This is a genomic window from Variovorax sp. GW821-FHT09B01 (assembly GCF_059418345.1).
The window spans coordinates 45,170-62,502 of record NZ_JBWKPQ010000025.1 but is presented as its reverse complement, the minus strand read 5'-3'; the positions used below and the strand labels follow the sequence as shown (position 1 = coordinate 62,502).

Annotated in this window: 18 protein-coding genes; 4 read left to right on the top strand and 14 right to left on the bottom strand. The window is 70.4% G+C overall.

Annotated elements, in window-relative coordinates:
• The 6 genes from AC07RV_RS38505 to AC07RV_RS38480 are packed head-to-tail and all read right to left on the bottom strand — an operon-like array spanning position 1 to position 5,556.
• Complete coding sequence (locus AC07RV_RS38505; protein WP_296787278.1) at positions 1 to 1,983, bottom strand: response regulator; 1,983 nt, start codon at positions 1,981 to 1,983, stop codon at positions 1 to 3.
• Positions 1,980 to 2,906, bottom strand: a complete 927-nt coding sequence (locus AC07RV_RS38500) for a sensor histidine kinase (protein ID WP_296787276.1) — start codon at positions 2,904 to 2,906, stop codon at positions 1,980 to 1,982. Before AC07RV_RS38500 ends, AC07RV_RS38505 begins: the two co-directional genes overlap by 4 nt.
• Positions 2,903 to 3,940 carry an ATP-binding SpoIIE family protein phosphatase gene (locus AC07RV_RS38495; protein WP_296787274.1) on the bottom strand — a complete coding sequence of 346 codons (1,038 nt, stop codon included), beginning with the start codon at positions 3,938 to 3,940 and terminating at the stop codon, positions 2,903 to 2,905. The genes AC07RV_RS38500 and AC07RV_RS38495 overlap by 4 nt, the downstream gene beginning before the upstream one ends.
• Positions 3,931 to 4,335, bottom strand: coding sequence for an anti-sigma regulatory factor (locus AC07RV_RS38490; protein ID WP_296787272.1), 405 nt, complete (start codon positions 4,333 to 4,335; stop codon positions 3,931 to 3,933). The genes AC07RV_RS38495 and AC07RV_RS38490 overlap by 10 nt, the downstream gene beginning before the upstream one ends.
• Complete coding sequence (locus tag AC07RV_RS38485) at positions 4,325 to 4,699, bottom strand: STAS domain-containing protein (protein WP_203207821.1); 375 nt, start codon at positions 4,697 to 4,699, stop codon at positions 4,325 to 4,327. The genes AC07RV_RS38490 and AC07RV_RS38485 overlap by 11 nt, the downstream gene beginning before the upstream one ends.
• 11 nt (positions 4,700 to 4,710) lie before the next feature.
• Complete coding sequence (locus tag AC07RV_RS38480) at positions 4,711 to 5,556, bottom strand: STAS domain-containing protein (RefSeq protein ID WP_296787270.1); 846 nt, start codon at positions 5,554 to 5,556, stop codon at positions 4,711 to 4,713.
• Between the two features lie 374 nt (positions 5,557 to 5,930).
• On the opposite strand from AC07RV_RS38480, the gene AC07RV_RS38475 reads away from it, so the two are divergent.
• Positions 5,931 to 6,152: a hypothetical protein gene (locus tag AC07RV_RS38475; protein WP_143129320.1), complete on the top strand. Its 222-nt coding sequence runs from the start codon at positions 5,931 to 5,933 to the stop codon at positions 6,150 to 6,152.
• A gap of 43 nt (positions 6,153 to 6,195) precedes the next feature.
• On the opposite strand, the gene leuB is transcribed toward AC07RV_RS38475, so the two are convergent.
• From leuB to AC07RV_RS38455, 4 genes are read right to left on the bottom strand one after another with little or no spacing between them, the layout of a single operon-like run.
• Positions 6,196 to 7,269, bottom strand: a complete 1,074-nt coding sequence (gene leuB / locus AC07RV_RS38470) for a 3-isopropylmalate dehydrogenase (protein ID WP_296787267.1) — start codon at positions 7,267 to 7,269, stop codon at positions 6,196 to 6,198.
• A gap of 23 nt (positions 7,270 to 7,292) precedes the next feature.
• Positions 7,293 to 7,910, bottom strand: coding sequence for a 3-isopropylmalate dehydratase small subunit (gene leuD, locus AC07RV_RS38465; protein ID WP_296787266.1), 618 nt, complete (start codon positions 7,908 to 7,910; stop codon positions 7,293 to 7,295).
• Positions 7,911 to 7,943: 33 nt separating this feature from the next.
• A complete protein-coding gene (gene leuC, locus AC07RV_RS38460) occupies positions 7,944 to 9,368 on the bottom strand; it encodes a 3-isopropylmalate dehydratase large subunit (RefSeq protein WP_296787264.1) in 1,425 nt (474 codons plus the stop codon).
• Between the two features lie 41 nt (positions 9,369 to 9,409).
• Positions 9,410 to 10,396 carry a Bug family tripartite tricarboxylate transporter substrate binding protein gene (locus AC07RV_RS38455; RefSeq protein ID WP_093353175.1) on the bottom strand — a complete coding sequence of 329 codons (987 nt, stop codon included), beginning with the start codon at positions 10,394 to 10,396 and terminating at the stop codon, positions 9,410 to 9,412.
• A gap of 99 nt (positions 10,397 to 10,495) precedes the next feature.
• On the opposite strand from AC07RV_RS38455, the gene gcvA reads away from it, so the two are divergent.
• From gcvA to AC07RV_RS38440, 3 genes are all read left to right on the top strand, one after another.
• Positions 10,496 to 11,392, top strand: coding sequence for a transcriptional regulator GcvA (gene gcvA / locus AC07RV_RS38450; RefSeq protein WP_093353172.1), 897 nt, complete (start codon positions 10,496 to 10,498; stop codon positions 11,390 to 11,392).
• A 106-nt stretch (positions 11,393 to 11,498) separates the two neighbouring features.
• Positions 11,499 to 12,392: a TauD/TfdA dioxygenase family protein gene (locus AC07RV_RS38445; protein ID WP_296787261.1), complete on the top strand. Its 894-nt coding sequence runs from the start codon at positions 11,499 to 11,501 to the stop codon at positions 12,390 to 12,392.
• Entirely contained in the window at positions 12,389 to 13,369 is a 981-nt protein-coding gene (locus AC07RV_RS38440; protein ID WP_296787259.1) for a Bug family tripartite tricarboxylate transporter substrate binding protein, read from the top strand. The genes AC07RV_RS38445 and AC07RV_RS38440 overlap by 4 nt, the downstream gene beginning before the upstream one ends.
• Before the next feature lie 7 nt (positions 13,370 to 13,376).
• On the opposite strand, the gene AC07RV_RS38435 is transcribed toward AC07RV_RS38440, so the two are convergent.
• The 4 genes from AC07RV_RS38435 to AC07RV_RS38420 all read right to left on the bottom strand — a co-directional run bounded on the left by AC07RV_RS38435 (position 13,377) and on the right by AC07RV_RS38420 (position 17,313).
• Positions 13,377 to 14,381: a LacI family DNA-binding transcriptional regulator gene (locus AC07RV_RS38435; protein ID WP_208508591.1), complete on the bottom strand. Its 1,005-nt coding sequence runs from the start codon at positions 14,379 to 14,381 to the stop codon at positions 13,377 to 13,379.
• Positions 14,382 to 14,465: 84 nt separating this feature from the next.
• Positions 14,466 to 15,422, bottom strand: coding sequence for a PDR/VanB family oxidoreductase (locus AC07RV_RS38430; protein ID WP_296787255.1), 957 nt, complete (start codon positions 15,420 to 15,422; stop codon positions 14,466 to 14,468).
• Complete coding sequence (locus AC07RV_RS38425) at positions 15,419 to 16,267, bottom strand: fumarylacetoacetate hydrolase family protein (RefSeq protein ID WP_208508593.1); 849 nt, start codon at positions 16,265 to 16,267, stop codon at positions 15,419 to 15,421. The genes AC07RV_RS38430 and AC07RV_RS38425 overlap by 4 nt, the downstream gene beginning before the upstream one ends.
• Before the next feature lie 59 nt (positions 16,268 to 16,326).
• Positions 16,327 to 17,313 carry a Bug family tripartite tricarboxylate transporter substrate binding protein gene (locus tag AC07RV_RS38420; RefSeq protein ID WP_208508594.1) on the bottom strand — a complete coding sequence of 329 codons (987 nt, stop codon included), beginning with the start codon at positions 17,311 to 17,313 and terminating at the stop codon, positions 16,327 to 16,329.
• Positions 17,314 to 17,333: the final 20 nt, after the last annotated feature.

Below are 17,333 nucleotides of genomic sequence, written 5' to 3'. Positions count from 1 at the left end.
TCAGCCTGGGCGCTGGTTGATCAGCGTGATCAGCGCATGCGGCTGCAGCGGCTTGCCCAGGTGCACGTCGAAGCCGGCCTCGGTCGCCTTGCCATGGTCCTGCGGCCGGGTGAAGGCCGTGTGCGCGATCGCGAAGACCCGCGGCTTGCCGTGCTCGACCTGGAGCAGCCGCAGTTCGCGGATCAGGTCGTAGCCATCGCGGCCCGGCAGGCCGATGTCGCTCACCAGCACGTCGGGCCACTTCTGGTCGAGCAGCTGCAGTGCCACGTCCACGTCGGGCGCGATGCGCACCAGCGCGCCCGCGTCGGACAGCACCACGGCCAGGATCTCGCTGGCGTCCGCGTTGTCCTCGACCACCAGCACCTCGAGCCCCGCGAGCAGGTGGTCCGACGGCGAATCGGCGGACGGCTGCCGCGCATCGAGCAGGATGATCCCGCCGTCGCCGTCGGGCACCACGCCGAGCGACACGCGCAAGGTGGCGCCCTTGCCCTCGCCCTCGCTGTGCGCCGAGACCTGCCCGCCATGCAGCTCGGCGAGGTTCTTGACGATCGACAGCCCGAGGCCGAGCCCGCCGTGGAAACGGTTGTCGGGCGAGTCGCTCTGCGAGAAGCGGTCGAACAGGTGCGGCACGAAGTCGCTCGCGATGCCGCGGCCGAAATCCTGCACCGACAGGTGGAGCCGGTCGCCGTTGCGCACCAGGTCGACCACGATGCGGCCGCCCTCGTCCGAGAACTTGATGGCGTTCGACAGCAGGTTCCACACGATCTGCTGGAAGCGCGTGCCGTCGAGCCAGGCGGCCTGCTCGGCGCCTTCCTGGTTGAAGTGGATGAGCAGCTTCTTCGCGGCCACGGCCGCGTTCGAGGCCTCGATCGAGGCGGTCACCAGCGCGGCCGGGTCCACCCATTCGCGGTGCAGCCGCAGCTTGCCCGAGCTGATGCGCGAGACGTCGAGGATGTCGGAGATCAGCCGCGCCTGCGCCTTCACGCTGCGGTCGATGGCGTTCAGCCCCTTCTCCATCTGCTCGGGCGCGCGGTTGCCGACCTTCAGCAGATGCACCCACCCGCCGATGGCGTTGAGCGGGTTGCGCAGCTCGTGCGAGAGCACGGCCACGAAGTCGTCCTTGGTGCGGCTCAGGCGCTCGGCCGCGGCGCGCGCCGCCTGTTCGCGCTCGAGCACCTCGCGCCGGCGCGTCTCGAGTTCGAAGCGCTCGGACACGTCGAGCGCGATGCCCACGCGCAGGCCCGGCTCGATCGCCGTGGACATGGTCCATTCGAGGCGGGTCCAGCGGCCGTCCTGGCGCAGCAGCGGGAACTCGCCGGTCCAGGTCGCCAGGGGCTGCAGCGGGTCGTCGTTCTCGACGGTGTGGTCATGCACGAACGCGGTCCAGTCGGGCGGCGCGAAGGCGCTGACCGCCTGGCCGATCAGCGTCTCGCGCGGCCGGCCCAGCATGCCGACCATCGCGGGATTGACGTCGGCGAAGCGCCCCAGGGCGTCGACCAGCGCGAAGCCCAGCGGCGCCTGGTCGTAGATGGCACGAAAGCGCGCCTCGCTCGCGCGCTGCTTCTCCTCGGCCAGCCGCGCGCGGATCAGCGCCTGCAGGGTGGCGATCAGCACCGGCGGCTCGACCGGGTGCACCAGGTAGGCATCGGCGCCCGCATTGAGGCCGGCCACCTTGTGCTCGTTGCGCACGAAGGTCGCCGACAGGTGCACCACCGGCAAGGTTGAGGTCTCGGGCCGCTGGCGCAGCTGCTGGCAGACCTCGAAGCCGCTGAAGTCGGGCAGGTGCACGTCGAGCACCACGGCCGAGATGTTCTTTGGCGCCAGCCGCACGGCCTCGCCGCCGGTGCCGGCCTCCTGGGTATGGAAGCCGGCCGCGCGCACCACGCGCGCGGTGGCATAGCGGGTGGTGGGGTTGTCGTCGACCACCAGCACCGTGTGCTGCGAACGGTCGATGGTGATGTTGATGACGGGGTCGATGTTCATGCCTGCCCCGCGTGTTGTTCGTTACCGGCATCCTGCGCTTCGGGGCCGGGCCGGCGCCGCAGCTGCACCGGCAGCGTGACCGAGAAGGTCGAGCCCTCGCCGAGCGCGCTCTCGAGCTCGACATGGCCGCCGAGCAGCGTGGCGAGCTGCTTGCTCAGCGACAGCCCGAGGCCGGTGCCGCGCAGCCGCTTCTGCACCGGCGAATCGACCTGCGAATAGTCGTCGAACACGGCCGCATGGTGCTCGGGCGCGATGCCGATGCCGGTGTCGGCCACCGAGAAGCGCACGCGGTCGTCGCCCACGCGCATCGCGGTCACGCGCACCTCGCCCTCGGGCGTGAACTTGAGCGCGTTCGAGATGAAGTTGCGCAGGATCTGCGACAGCTTGCGGTCGTCGGTATAGAGCTTGGGCAGCCCCTCGGGCTCCTCGAAGATCAGCGCGGTGGCCGGGTTGCCGAGCACCGGGCGGAACATGCCGCGCAGCGCCGAGAACAGGTCGACCATCTCGAACCAGGCCGGCGAGATCTCCACGCGGCCGGCCTCGATCTTGGCCAGGTCGAGCAGGTCGTCGACCATCTCGGCGAGTTCCGAGGCCATGGTCTCGACGAAACCGACCTGCTTTTCCTGCTCGGCCGTGAGCGGGCCGTCCATGCGGTCGCTGAGGATGCGCGTGATGCTGCGGATCGCATTGATCGGCGTGCGGAACTCATGGCTCATGTAGGCCAGGAAGCGGCTCTTGAGCTCGGTGGCCTTCTTGAGCTGCTCGGCCTGCGCATCGAGCTCGGCGTAGAGCGCCACCACGCCGCGGTTGGTTTCCTCGAGTTCGGCGCGCAGGTCGTCGCTCTCCTGGCGGCTCTCGGCCAGCTGACGCGTCAGTGCCGAGGCATCGGTGTCGTGCGCGGTTCCGGGTTCGCTGCTGCTCATTGCCATTCCTTTCGCCGCAGAACCACGACCGTTGCATCGTCGCGGTGACGCGTATGGTCGCGCAAAAGCACGGCCGCGACCAGCGTGGGGTCCTTTTGCAGCAATGGCCGGATGCGGTCGGCCTGCCAGCGCATCTCGATGCCGTCGCTGTGCAGCACCACCAGCGCATGCGGCGGCAGCTCCAGCGTGGCGGTCTCGGGCTTGCGGATCTGCATGCCGGCGGTGCCGTGCTGGGTCACGATGGACTTGTCGAAGGTGCCCGAAAGCACGCGCCCGACGACGTTGCCGGCGCCGGACCAGGCGATGCGCCCGCTCTCCGTATCGAGGCTCAGCACGCACACGGCCGCGCCGCGCGTGGTCTGCAGCCGTTGGTGGATCTGCTGCAGCGTGTCGCGCAGGTCGCGCTGCGGCGTTTCGGCGAAAACCTCGGCCGCGGCCTGCCCCGCCTTGGCCGCCTCGGGTCCATGGCCCAGGCCGTCGGCGAGCAGTACCCAGAACGCGTCGCCCTGGTCCGAGACCGTGGCGGCCCAGGCATCGCCGCTGACGGATTCGTACGGGGCCGGCAGGCACAGCGCACCGATCCGCAGCCGCTGCGCACCCGGCGTCTCGCCCGCGCCGCGGCCACGCGCCTCGCGCACGCGCGCCACGCAGACCGTGCCCTCGGGCACGGCGGAGTGGATGTCGAACTCGTCGGCCAGCCGCCGCACCGCACCCAGGCCGGTGCCGGGCGTGCTGCCCGAGGAGTGGCCGTCCTGCATCGACAGCGCGAGGTTCTCGATGCCGGGGCCCTCGTCGATCGAGACGATCTCGAGCTCGTGCATCTGCGGCCGCGCGGCGATCAGCAGCCGGCCCTTGTTCGCATGCCGCAGCAGGTTGGTGCCGAGCTCGGTGACCACCAGCGCGACCCGGCCCGCGTCGACCTCGTTCCAGGCCATGTCGGCCACGGCCTGCGCCGCATGCCGGCGCGCCTCGCCGACACGGCTCGCATCGTCGATCGGAAACGCCTTGTGGGTCCAGCCCGCGATCACTTCCACTTGGTGATGCTCACGCGCGTGCCGGCGCCGGGCGCCGACTGGATCTCGAAGTCGTTGACCAGCCGCTTGCTGCCGGGCAGCCCCAGGCCCATGCCGGTGCCGCTGGTCCAGCCATCGGTCAGCGCCAGCGCGATGTCCTCGATGCCGCGGCCCTCGTCCTCGAAATGCAGCTGCAGTCCGCGCCGGCCGTTGCGCTCGACGAACTCCCAGCGCATGCGCCCGCCTCCGCCGTGGATCAGCGCGTTGCGCGACAGCTCGCTGGCGGCCGTGATCATCTTGGTCTGGTCGACCAGCGACAGCTTGAGTTCCTGGCACAGCGCGCGCACCATCTGGCGGCTGGCCACGATGTTGTGCTCGGACAGCAGCGGCAACGTGCCCGTGGGGTCAGCGGCCAAGAGCGTTCTCCAGGCGCGCGCGGCGCAGCATCTCCATGCCGCGCTCGACATTGAGCGCCGTTCTCACGCCCTCAAGCGACAGCCCGAGTTCGACCAGGGTGATCGCCACCGCCGGCTGCATGCCGACCACCACCGTGGTGGCCGACAGGATGCGGGCGATGCCCGAGATGCTGGTCAGCATGCGGCCGACGAAGGAGTCGACGATCTCGAGCGCCGAGATGTCGATCATCACGCCCGAGGCACCGGTCCTGGAGATCTGGCCGGCCAGGTCGTCCTGCAGCTGCAGCGCGGTCTGGTCCTGCATGTCGACCTGGATCGTCACCAGCAGGATGTCGCCCATGCGCAGGATGGGAATGCGGTCCATGGCGGCTCCGCTCAGGCCGTGCGCTCGATGCGCCAGCCCGCCTGCTTCAGGGCCAGCGCGAGCGCGTCGGCCAGCGTGGCCTTGGTCTGCACGCCCTGCAGGTCGATGCCCAGGTGCACGATGGTCTGGGCGATCTGCGGCCGGATGCCGCTGATGATGCAGTCGGCGCCCATCAGGCGGATCGCGGTCACGGTCTTGAGCAGATGCTGGGCCACCAGGGTGTCGACCGTGGGCACGCCCGTGATGTCGATGATCGCGATGCCGGAGCCGGTCTCGACGATGCGCTGCAGCAGCGCCTCCATCACCATCTGCGTGCGGCCGCTGTCGAGCACACCGATCATCGGCACGGCCAGCACGCCCTCCCACAGCTTCACGACCGGGGTCGAGAGTTCGAGCAACTCTTCCTGCTGGCGGCGGATGATGTCCTCGCGCGCCTGCTGGAAGGTGGTGACCGTGTGCTGCGCCAGCTGGTCGACGGTGGCCGACAGGGTCCACAGCGCGGCCGCCATGGCGGCGGGGTCGCTCGCCAGCCGGCGCTGCAGCGCGGCGAACAGCGGCTTCTTGAGCGCGAGCACGAACAGGCTGGTGTCGCCGGCCGATTCGCCCTTGGCCGCACGCGTGCGCGAGAGGTTGGCCAGCGCGTCGCGCAGCGGCACCCATTCGGCGGCTTCGAAGCGCTGGGCATCGCCGCCCGCGGCCAGCAAGCCATCGAGCAGGCGCAGCACATCGGCGGTTTCCGCCCTCGCCGCGCGGCGCGCGCCCGGCTCTTTCACACGGGCTTCGTCCAGCCAGCCCTCGATGACGTCGTTCTCTTCCTCGCGCAGCGTCGCGCGCAGCGCTTCATGGTCGTTCTTCATGGATTCCTCTCGGTATTTGCACGGTTCCCGGTCCCACCACCGATCGCCACGCGCATCGATGATGCGCGCGGCGACTCCGTCCCTCTTTGAGTATTTGGTTTCGCGTGGGGGATCGTATCCCCCGGCCGGGTGCGGCCGAAGCGGCGTCGGTCAAGCGATGCCGCGTCCTCGCGTAGGCCGTTTCCTACACTCGGGATCAGCGGGTCGGGGCCTCGACTTGGCCCGGATTCGGATCGGCGCGCAATGTCTTTTGACATAGCGGCGGATTTCTTGTTGCCTGGATGTGGGATGCAGGCCTCGCTGCGTATCCATTCGTACGCCGACGTACTGCTTGCGCCTACACGCGCGGCGCGCCGGCACGGGACAATCGCGCCATGGTGGAGATCAGCAACATGGACATGGATGCACTGGCCGCAGAGGCTGCGGAATGGCGCCGTCGCGCCCTGCGCGGCGACGCGCGGGCGCGCGGCATGGCCCACGAGCTGGAGCGCACGCTGCGCCGGCGCCTGCCCTCGATGCCGGTGGCGGGCCTGGAGCTCGACACCCGGCCGCTCGAACTTCGCAAGCCGCCACCGCGCTGGTGGAAGCTCTGGTAGGCAGGGCTCGCGCCCTGCCCTGAACCCGTAAGACCTGGTCCCTTCAGTTCTTTCCCAGGGCCGCGACCACCGCGTCGCCCATTTCCTCGGTGCCCACGCGCGTGCTGCCGGCCTGGTAGATGTCGCCGGTGCGCAAGCCATCGGCCAGCACGCGGCGCACCGCCTGCTCCACGCGATCGGCATGGGCCGCCTGGCCGAACGAGAAGCGCAGCATCATCGCCATCGACAGGATCGCGGCCAGCGGATTAGCGAGGTTGCGCCCCGCGATGTCGGGCGCGGTGCCGTGCACCGGCTCATAGAGGCCGAAGCTGCCGGCCGCCATCGAGGCCGAGGGCAGCATGCCGATCGAGCCCGTGAGCATCGCGGCCGCGTCGGACAGGATGTCGCCGAAGATGTTGCCGGTGACGATCACGTCGAACTGCTTGGGTGCGCGCATCAGCTGCATCGCCGCCGCATCGACGAACAGGTGCGTGAGCTCCACGTCGGGATACTCGGCGCCCACGCGCGTGACCACCTCGCGCCACAGCTGCATCACCTCGAGCACGTTGGCCTTGTCGACCGAGCACAGCCGGCCCTTGCGCGCGCGCGCCGTGCGGAAGGCCACGTGCGCGATGCGCTCGACCTCGGGCTCGGAATAGCGCATGGTGTTGAAGGCCTCGCGCTCGCCCGCGGCATTGACGCCGCTGCCGCGCGGCTCGCCGAAGTACACGTCGCCCGTGAGCTCGCGCAGGATCAGCAGGTCGAGCCCCTCGACCACCTCGGGCTTGAGCGTGGAGGCGCCGATCAGCTCGGGGAACAGGAAGGCCGGCCTGAAGTTCGCGAACAGGCCCAGCTCCTTGCGCAGGCGCAGCAGGCTCGCGCCGGGCCGCATCATGAACGGAATGGCTTCGTCGCCGGGCATGCCGGCCGAGCCGAACAGGATGGCGTCGGCCTTGCGCGCGATCTCGCTGGTGGCCGCGGGCAGCGGGTCGCCCGCGCTGTCGATGCCGGCCTGGCCGATCGCGGCATGCGCGAGTTCCAGCGGCTGGGCCGTGCCCACCACGGCCTTCAGCACCTTCAATGCCTGGGCGGTCACCTCGGGGCCAATGCCGTCGCCCGGCATCACTGCGATCTTCATGTCTGGGAACCTTTTCTAGCGGGTCAGAGGGAGGAATGGGACAACGCGGACTCGGCGGCGCGGCGCCGCTCGAAGTCCTCGATGCGCGCGCGCTGGGTCAGCGTGTAGTCGATCTCGTCGAGGCCCTCGAGCAGGCAGTGCCGCGCAAAGGGATCGATGGCGAAGGACTCGACCTCGCCGCCGGGCCGCGTGACGGTCTGCGCGCGCAGGTCCACGCGCAGGCGCGCGCCAGGGTCGGCGGCGAGTTCGGCCAGCATCGACTGCACCGTGTCCTCGGGCAGGCGCACGGGCAAGAGGCCGTTCTTGAGCGCGTTCGAGAAGAAGATGTCGCCGAAGCTCGGCGCGATCACGGTGCGAAAGCCGCCGTCGTGCAGCGCCCACACCGCATGCTCGCGCGAGGAGCCGCAGCCGAAGTTGCGGCCCGCCACGAGGATGCGCGCCTGCGCGTACACGGGATCGTTGAGCACGAAGTCGCCGCGGCGCGCGCCCGCGGCATCGTGGCGCACGTCGTGGAACAGGTAGTCGCCGAAGTCGTCCGAGCGCGGCTTCTGCAGGTAGAGCGCGGGCACGATCTGGTCGGTGTCGACATTGATGCGCGCGAGCGGCGCGGCGACCGCGTCGAGGGAGATGAAGGCTTCCATGGATTCGGGGCGTGGGTTCGTGGCAGCGGCGCTTCAGTGCGCCGGCGGGATGGCGCGCACGTCGGTCAGCCGGCCGGTGATGGCGGCGGCCGCGGCCATCGCCGGGCTCATCAGGTGGGTGCGCGAACCCGGTCCCTGGCGGCCGACGAAGTTGCGGTTCGAGGTCGAGGCGCAGCGCTGGCCCGCGGCCACCTGGTCGCCATTGGTGCCCAGGCACATCGAGCAACCGGCATGGCGCCATTGCAGGCCGGCGTCGCGGAACACCGCATCGAGCCCCTCGGCCTCGGCCTGCTGCTTCACGAGCCCCGAGCCGGGCACGACCCAGGCTTCCACGCCCGCGGCCACGCGCCGGCCGCGCACCACCTCGGCGGCGCTGCGCATGTCCTCGATGCGGCCGTTGGTGCACGAGCCGATGAAGACGCGGTCGACCGCGAGATCGGTCAGCGCCTGGCCCGGTGCCAGACCCATGTAGTCCAGCGTGCGCCGCATCGCCTCGCGGCGTTCGGCGCTGGTCGCCTGCGCGGGATCGGGCACGCGGCCGGTGATCGGCAGCGCGTCCTCGGGGCTGTTGCCCCAGGTGACCATGGGGGCGATGTCAGCCGCCTGCAGCCGCACCTCGCTGTCGAAGGCCGCGCCCTCGTCGCTCGGCAGCCGGCGCCACATGGCCAATGCCGCGTCCCAGGCCGCGCCGCGCGGCGCCTCGGGCCGGCCGGCCAGCCATTCGAAGGTGGTGTCGTCGGGCGCGACCATGCCGGCGCGCGCGCCGGCCTCGATCGACATGTTGCACACCGTCATGCGGCCCGCCATCGAGAGCGCGCGGATCGCCTCGCCCGCGTACTCGATCACGTGGCCGGTGCCGCCGGCGGCGCCGATGCGCGCGATCACGGCCAGGATGATGTCCTTGGCCGACACGCCCGCGCCGAGCCGGCCGTCGATGGTCACGCGCAGCGTGCGCGGCTTGCGCTGCCACAGCGTCTGCGTGGCCAGCACGTGCGCCACTTCCGAGGCGCCGATGCCGAAAGCCAGCGCGCCGAGCGCGCCGTGCGTGGCCGTGTGGCTGTCGCCGCAGACGATCACGCTGCCCGGCAGGCTCAGGCCCTGCTCGGGGCCGACCACGTGCACGATGCCCTGGCGGATGTCGTCGAGGCCGAAGAAGCGGATGCCCGCGGCCGCGCTGTCGTCGTGCAGCGCCTGCGCCATCGCGCGCTTCTCGGCATCGGCGATGTCGGCCAGCACGCGCGAGCCGGTGGGCACGTAGTGGTCGGGCGTGGCGAAGGCGCGCTCGGGCCGGCGCACCGGCAGCTGCCGCTGGCGCAGCATCTCGAAGGCCGGCGCCGAGCCGTCCTGCACCAGGTGGCGATCGACGTACAGCAGGCTCTGGCCGTCGTCGCGCTGCATCACGACATGCGACTCCCAGATCTTGTCGAACAGGGTGCGGGGAGCGGGGGAAGCGGACATGGAATCGTCGGGAGCGTGGGAAGAAGGGAAAGGGCCGGCGTTCAATCGAGCTTCACGCCCGAGATGCGCACGATCTCGGCATAGCGCCTGGTCTCGCTGGCCATGAAGCGGCCGTACTCCTCGGGCGTGCCGCCGCCGACCTCGGCGCCGAAGGCCAGCATGCGCTTCTGGAACTCGGGCGACTTGAGCACCGCGTTGGCCTCGGCATTGAGCTTGGCGATGATGGCCTTGGGCGTGCCGGCCGGCGCGGACAGGCCGTACCACGAGGAGGCATAGACGCCCGACAGCCCCACCTCGTCGAAGGTGGGCACGTCGGGCAGCGCGGGGTTGCGCTTCTTCGAGGCCACCGCGAGCGCGCGCATCTTGCCGCTGGCGACGAAGGGCAGGCAGGTGGTGGTGTCGAGCATCAGCGAGACATGGCCCGCCGCGAGGTCGGCCTCGGCCGGCGCCGTGCCCTTGTAGGGCACGTGCACGATGTCGATCTTGGCCGCGCTCGCGAACTGCACCGCCGCCAGGTGCTGCGAGGAGCCGATGCCGCCCGAGGCGTAGTTGAGCTTGCCGGGGTTGGCGCGCGCGGCGTCGATCACGTCCTTGGCGGTCTTGAACGGCGAGTCGCCGGGCACCACGAGGATGTTCGGCACCGCCGACACGTAGATCACCGGCTCGAAGTCCTTGACCGGATCGAAACCGAGCTTGCTGTAGAGGCTGGCGTTGACCGCGTTCGGGCTGATCGAGGACATCAGCAGGTTGTAGCCATCGGGCTTCTGCCGCGCCGCGAGCTCGGTGCCGATGTTGCCGCCGGCGCCCGCGCGGTTGTCGATCACGAAGGGATGGCCGAGCCGGTGGCCCAGCATGTCGGACACGATGCGTGCCGTGGTGTCGACGCCGCCGCCCGCGGGCCAGGGCACCATGAGCTTGATCGGCTGGCTGGGGTAGTTGGCGGCCGCGTCCTGGGCCGGCGCCAGCGCGGGGCCGAAGCCCGCGAACAGCACCGCGGCCATCGTGCAGGCATGCAGTTTTTTCATCATTGCGCGTCTCCTGTCTTGTAGTGGCCGAATCCTAGGCCTGCAGAGGAAGGCGCCGCAATCACAATTAACGCATGCAGGCATGAGCTAAAGTCAGACCCCATGACACGCCGCCTGCCGCCGCTCAATGCCTTGCGCGCCTTCGAGGCCGCCGCGCGCTGCGGCAACTTCACGCGCGCCGCGCACGAGCTCTGCGTGACCCAGGGCGCGGTGAGCCGCCACATCGCCACGCTCGAGGCCTGGCTCGAGGTGCAGTTGTTCGAGCGCGGCCGCCACGGCATCCGGCTCACGCCCGCGGGCCAGAGCTACCACGCGAGCATGCGGGTGGCCTTCGACCAGATCGAGCTCGGCACGCGGCAGCTGCAGCAGAGCCCCGACGAGTGGCTGCTGCGCATCAAGCTGCCGCCCACCTTCGCGATCCGCTGGCTGATTCCGCGGCTGGCGCGCTTCCATGCCAAGCATCCGCGCATCGACGTGCAGATCACCACCTCGCACAAGCCGACCGACTTCGAGCGCGACGACGTGGACGTGAGCATCCATTCCGAGCCCAGCCCGCCCGAGGGCCCGGGCTACCGGCTGCTGTTCCGCGAGACGCTGCTGCCGGTGTGCGCGCCGGCGCTGCTGCAACGCGATCCGCCGCTCGCGCAGCCGGCCGACCTCGCGCAGCACGCGCTGCTGAGCTCGCTGAACCGGCCGCAGGACTGGCCGGCCTGGCTCGAAGCCGCGGGGCTGAGCGGTCTCGACATCCATCGCGGTCTCAAGTTCGAGAACGCCGCCATGGCCTACCAGGCCGCGGCCGAGGGGCTGGGCGTGATGATGGGCCTACTGGCCTTCGTGCGCGACGACCTCGCGAGCGGCCGGCTGGTGGCGCCGCTCGCGCTGCGGCTGCCGACCGAGGGCGGCTACTTCATGGCCTGGCGCGCCGACCGGCCGGTGCCGCAGCGGGTGCGCGACTTCGAGCACTGGATGGCCGAGGAAGTGGCGGCCGCCGAAGGCTGAACCCGGGGTTTCGACCGGGCCACGGGCTTTCCCCGATGCGCCGCGACGGCCATGCGGCCAAAAATGACTACGTATTCATGAATACGTACCCAAAGACAACTCCACCATGACACTGCACATCCAGAAACTCCCTTCGGTGCTGGGCGCCGAGGTGACCGGCATCAGCCTGCGCACCCTGACCGACCCCGACACGCTCGCGCAGTTGCGCGCCGGCATGGACGAGCACGCGGTGCTGGTCTTTCGCGACCAGCCGCTCGAGAACGAGGAGCAGCTCGCCTTCGCCGAGCGCTTCGACGGCACGCTGCACAGCAAGACCTCGGTCGCCGTGCTCGCCAAGAACCGCTTCGGCAACGAGGCCCTGACCGACATCTCCAACGTCGGCGCCGACGGCCAGATCCTGCCGGCCGACCACCGGCTGCGCATGAGCACCATCAGCAACCGGCTGTGGCACACCGACGCCTCGTTCGAGAACCCGCCCGGCCGCTACTCGATGCTGTCGGCGCGCGTGGTGCCGCCCGTGCGGGCCGACACCGAGTTCGCCGACATGCGCGCCGCCTACGACGCGCTCGACGACGCGACGAAGGCCGCCATCGAAGGGCTGCAGGTCTTCCATTCGATCGCCTACTCGCGCCAGATCATGGGCTTCGAGTTCTCCGAGGAAGAGAAGCAACGGCTCAAGGGCGCGGTGCATCCGCTGGCGCGCACCCTGCCGCGCACCGGGCGGCGCTCGCTCTACCTCGCCTCGCATGCCTCGCACATCGTGGACATGGCCGTGCCCGAGGGCCGGCTGATCCTGCGCGACCTCAGCGAGCACGCGACGCAGCCGCAGTTCATCTACCGCCACGAATGGCGGGTGCACGACTTCGTGATCTGGGACAACCGCACCACCATGCACCGCGCGCGGCCCTTCGACGACAAGAAGTACCGGCGCGAGTTGCGGCGCACCACGACGCTGGACCTGCCGCTGCCCGCGACCTCGACCGCGACGGTGGCCGCATGAAGGCGCGTTCCCTGTTGCGCGCCGCGGGCCTGTGCGTGGCCTCGCTCGTGGTGTCGGCCGCCGCGCTGGCCCAGGCCTGGCCATCGAAGCAGCCCGTGCGCTTCGTCGTGCCCTACCCGCCCGGCGGCGCCTCCGACGTGACCGCGCGCCTGCTCAGCGTGAAGCTCACCGAGGCGCTGGGCCAGGCCTTCGTGGTCGAGAACCGGCCCGGTGCCAACGGCCTGATCGCGCTCGAATACGTGGCCAAGGCGGCACCCGACGGCTACACGCTGCTGATGGCGAACCTCGGGCCCAACGCGATCAATCCGGCCGTCTACCGCAAGCTGCCCTACGACGCGATCAAGGACTTCACGCCGATCACGCTGACCTCGGTGGTGCCGCTGGTGGTGCTGGTGCAGCCCACGATGCCGGTCAACTCGATGAAGGAGCTGATCGCCTACGCCAAGGCACATCCCGACAAGCTGACCTATGCCTCGGCCGGCAACGGATCGGCCAACCATCTCGCGGGCGAGATGATGAAGTCGATGGCGAGCTTCAAGATGGTCCACGTGCCCTACAAGGGCGATGCGCCCGGCCTGCAGGACACCATCGCGGGCAACGTGAGCGTGATCTTCCCGACCGTGATCGGCGGCATGTCGCAGATCAAGAGCGGGCTGCTCAAGCCGATCGCGGTCACCGGTGCCAAGCGCTCGTCGGCGCTGGCCTCGGTGCCCACGGTGGCCGAGGGCGGCATCCCGAACTTCGAGGCCAACTCCTGGGGCGGCGTGATGGGTCCGGCCAACCTGCCGCCCGAGATCGTCGCGCGGCTCAACACCGAGATCGTGAAGATCCTCAAGCAGCCGGAGACGGCCGCCAAGCTCACGTCGATGGGCGCGGACATCGTCGGCTCGACGCCCGAGGAGTTCGCGAGCTACCTGAAGAACGAAGTCGCGAAGTGGGGCAAGGTGGCCCACGAGAACAACATCACGTTGGACTGAGCCGCCATCAGCCGGCCGTGCCCCGCACGATGAACGCGTGCGGCAGCACCACGCGTGCCGGCTCCATCTGCTGGTTGTCGAGCCGCGCGCACAGCCGCGCGACGGCGGCTTCCACCATCGCCTCGCGCGACTGCGAGACCGTCGTGAGCGCGATGCTGTCCCAGGCGGCCATCGGCACGTCGTCGTGGCCCACGACCCAGACGTCGCGCGGCACCGCGAGCCCCTGTGAGCGCACCCCATCGAGCGCGCCGATCGCCACGATGTCGTTGACGCCGAAGATCGCATCGACGCGGCCCGACTGCAGGATCGCGCGCGCCGCGTCCTGGCCTGCGGCATAGGAGAACTTCGGCACCCGCGCGACCGCGCCCGGGCTCAGCGCGACGCCGCGCCGCGCGAGCTCCTCGACGAAGCCCTGCTCGCGCTCGCGCAAGGTGCTCGGCAGGTCGTGGCCCGAGATCAGGCCGATCCGCGTGCGCCCGTGGTCCATGAAGAAGCCCGCGGTCGAGGCACCGCTCGCGCGGTTGTCGCTCGAGAACTGGTCGAAGGCATCGGAGCCCACCGTGCGGTGCAGCAGCACCAGCGGCACCTTCTGCGCGATGCGCTCGAGCAGCGGCAGCGAGGCCTCGGTGGCCGTGGTGGTGATGACGCCGTCCACGCCGCTCTCGACCATCACGCGCATGGTCGCGTCGCTGAAGTCTTCTTCCTCGTAGACCGAGGCCGAGAGGCCACGCTTGCGCAGCGCCGCCGAGAGCAGCTGCAGCATCGCCGGATAGAGCGGATTGACCGCGAGGTTGGCGACCACCAGCGCGATGATGCCGGTGCGCTTGGTGCGCATCCAGCGCGCGGCCGCGTTGGGCGCATAGCCCGATTGCGCGATCGCATCGAGCACCGCCTGGCGCGTGGCCGGCTGCACCAGCGGCGAGTTCTGCAGCACGCGCGACACCGTCGCCTGCGACACCCCCGCGAGCCGCGCGACGTCCCTGCTGGTGGGCTTGCCGCCGGAACCGATCATGAAGAAGCCGCTGGAGATGCCATGCGGCGATTCTAGGATGGCGTGCCGACGCGCCACCCCTCGAAGCCGGGCCCCGCAACGGCCTCAGAGATCGAGCGTCAACACCTCGCCGAGCGCGCGCGAACAGCACGGCAGGAACTGGTCGTGCAGCGCCTGTTCCTGCGCTGTGAGAAAGGCATCGCGGTGCTCGACCCGGCCCTCGAGCACCGGTGTGAGGCAGCTTCCGCAGACCCCTTGCTCGCAGGACGATGCGATCTCGATGCCTTCGCGCCGCAGCGCCTGCAGCGCCGTCTCGTTGGCCGCGACGGCGATGCGCCTGCCGCTGCGCGCCGCAACCAGTTCGAAGCCGCGATCGCCTTGGGCCGCCGCCACGGGCTGGAAGGACTCGTGGTGCAACCTGCGCTCGTCCCAGCCCGCGGCCTTCGCGGTGCGCAGCACATGGTCCATGAAGCCCCGCGGGCCGCAGACATAGAGCCGCGCGTCGGCGGGCCGGCCGGCCAGCACCCTAGCGGCATCGAACGCCGCCTCGTCGTCCGGATGCAAGTCCACTGCGTGCGCGAACGGCGAGCGCAGCAGCTCGTCGACGAAGGCCATGGCGCCGCGCGAGCGCGCGCAGTAGTGCAGTTCGAATGGCGCGCCGGCCGCATGCAGTGCCGCCGCCATGCTCAGCAGCGGCGTGATGCCGATGCCGCCCGCGACGAGCAGCGACCATGGGCTTTGCGGCTGCAGCGGGAACAGGTTCCTCGGCATCGAGATCCGCAGCGCGCTGCCCGCGTGCAGCCGGGCGTGCACTGCTTCGGAACCGCCGCGCGAGGCGGCGGTCTTCAGCACCGCGATGCGATAGCGCGCGGGCGCCGCGCACGGCGCGCCGAGCAGCGAGTACTGCCGCACGAAGCCATCGACATGCACGTCGATGTGCGCGCCGGCATCGAAGGCCGGCAGCGGCGTGCCGTCGCGCGCCTCGATCTCGAGGGCGCAGATGTCCGGCGCCACGCTCGCGCGCGCGGCGATGCGCGCCTCGATCGGCCGCGTGTCCGTCATTCGGCTTGCACGGCGTTCGACAGGATGCCCACGCCCTCCACCTCGATCTCCACCACGTCGCCCGCGCGCAGGTACAGCGGCGGCTGGCGCTTGAAACCCACGCCGCCGGGCGTGCCGGTCACGATCACGTCGCCCGGCTCGAGCGCGGTGAAGGTCGAGATGTAGGCGATCAGCGTGGGCATCGGGAAGATCAGCTGCGCGGTCGTCGCCTGCTGCACCACCTCGCCGTTGAGCCGCGTGGCCAGACCCAGTTCCTGGCCGTCGGCGATCTCGCCGCGCGTGACCATCCAGGGCCCGAAGCCGCCCGTGGCGGGAAAGTTCTTGCCCGGCGTCCACTGCGTGGTGTGGGCCTGCCAGTCGCGCACCGAAGCATCGTTGTAGGGCGCATAGCCGGCCACGTGCGCCCAGGCATCCTGCTCGCGGATGCGCCGGCCACCGCGGCCGATGACGATCGCGATCTCGCCCTCGTAGTCGAGGCAGGTGGATTCGCGCGGCAGCACGATCGGCTGGCCGTGGCCGACCTGGGATGACGCCACGCGCAGGAACACGGTCGGCTGGCCGGTCTTCTCGCGTCGCGCCTCGACGCGGTGCTCCTCGTAGTTGAGGCCGATGCAGAAGATGCGCGGCGCGTCGGGCACGACCGGCAGCAGCGTCACCTCGCCGAGCGCGACGCCGGGGACGGCGCTCCGGGCCAAGGCCTCGATCGCGGGCAGGTCCAGTTGGGCGAGCGCGCTGCGCAGCGTGGGGCAGCGCCCTTGCGACGCGGCCTGCAGGTCGACGATGCGTTCATCGACGAGCGCGCCCCAGCGCGCCAGCCCCTGGTGGGAATAGCTCAGAAGTTTCATGACGGAAAGCGGCCCCCTGACGAGGGGCGGATGGAAGAAAAACGGAAGAAGGGCCGCGCTCAGTCGGCCGTGACGCCGGCCGACTTCACGATGCGCCCCCACTTGTCGTACTCGGCGAGGAAGTAGCTCCTGAACTGCTCGGGCGTGCCGCCGCGCACGCTCGCGCCCTGCGAGGCCAGCGTCTCCTGCAGCTCCTTCTCGCCGAGCGCCGCGTTGACCGCGGCCGAGAGCTTGTCGATGACGGGCCGCGGCGTGCCGGCCGGCGCCAGCAGCCCGAACCAGGTGCCGGCCTCGAAGCCCGCGACGCCGGCCTGCTGCATGGTCGGCACCTGCGGGAACTGCGGCGAGCGCTCGGTGGAAGTGATCGCGAGCGCGCGCAGCTTGCCGGCCTTGACCAGCGGCGCCGAGGTGCTGAAGACGTCGAACATCAGGTCGATCTGCCCCGCCACCAGGTCGACCAGCGCGGGCCCGCTGCCCTTGTAGGGCACGTGCACCATGTCCACGCCGGTCAGCGTCTTGAAGTACTCCCCGGCCAGGTGCGCAGCACTGCCGTTGCCGAAGGATCCGTACGACAGCTTGCCAGGGTTCGCCTTGGCCTGCGCGATCAACTCGGCCACGCTGTCGGCCTTGAGGCCAGGCTTCACGGCCAGCAGCAACGGTTGCGTGGCCACCAGCGCGATCGGCTCGAAGGACTTGACCGGGTCGTAGCTCAGCTTCGCATAGGTGTGCGGCGTCACCGTGAGCGGACCCGCGGCGCTGAACAGCAGCGTGTAGCCGTCGGCCGATGCCTTGGCCACGAAGTCCTGGCCCAGGGTGCCGCCGGCGCCCGCGCGGTTCTCGACCACCACGGCCTGCCCGAGCCGTTCGGACAGGGACTTGGCCATGAGCCGCCCCGTCTGGTCGGTCGAGCCGCCGACCGCGTAGGGAATGATCAGCTTGATGGGCTTGGACGGGTAGGTGCTCGCATGGACGGTGGCGGCACCGACCAGCGCACAGGCCGCGAACGCCAGCGCGGCGGGCCAGCGGAACTTCTTCATCGGATTCATCGTGTCTTGTCTCCAGGATT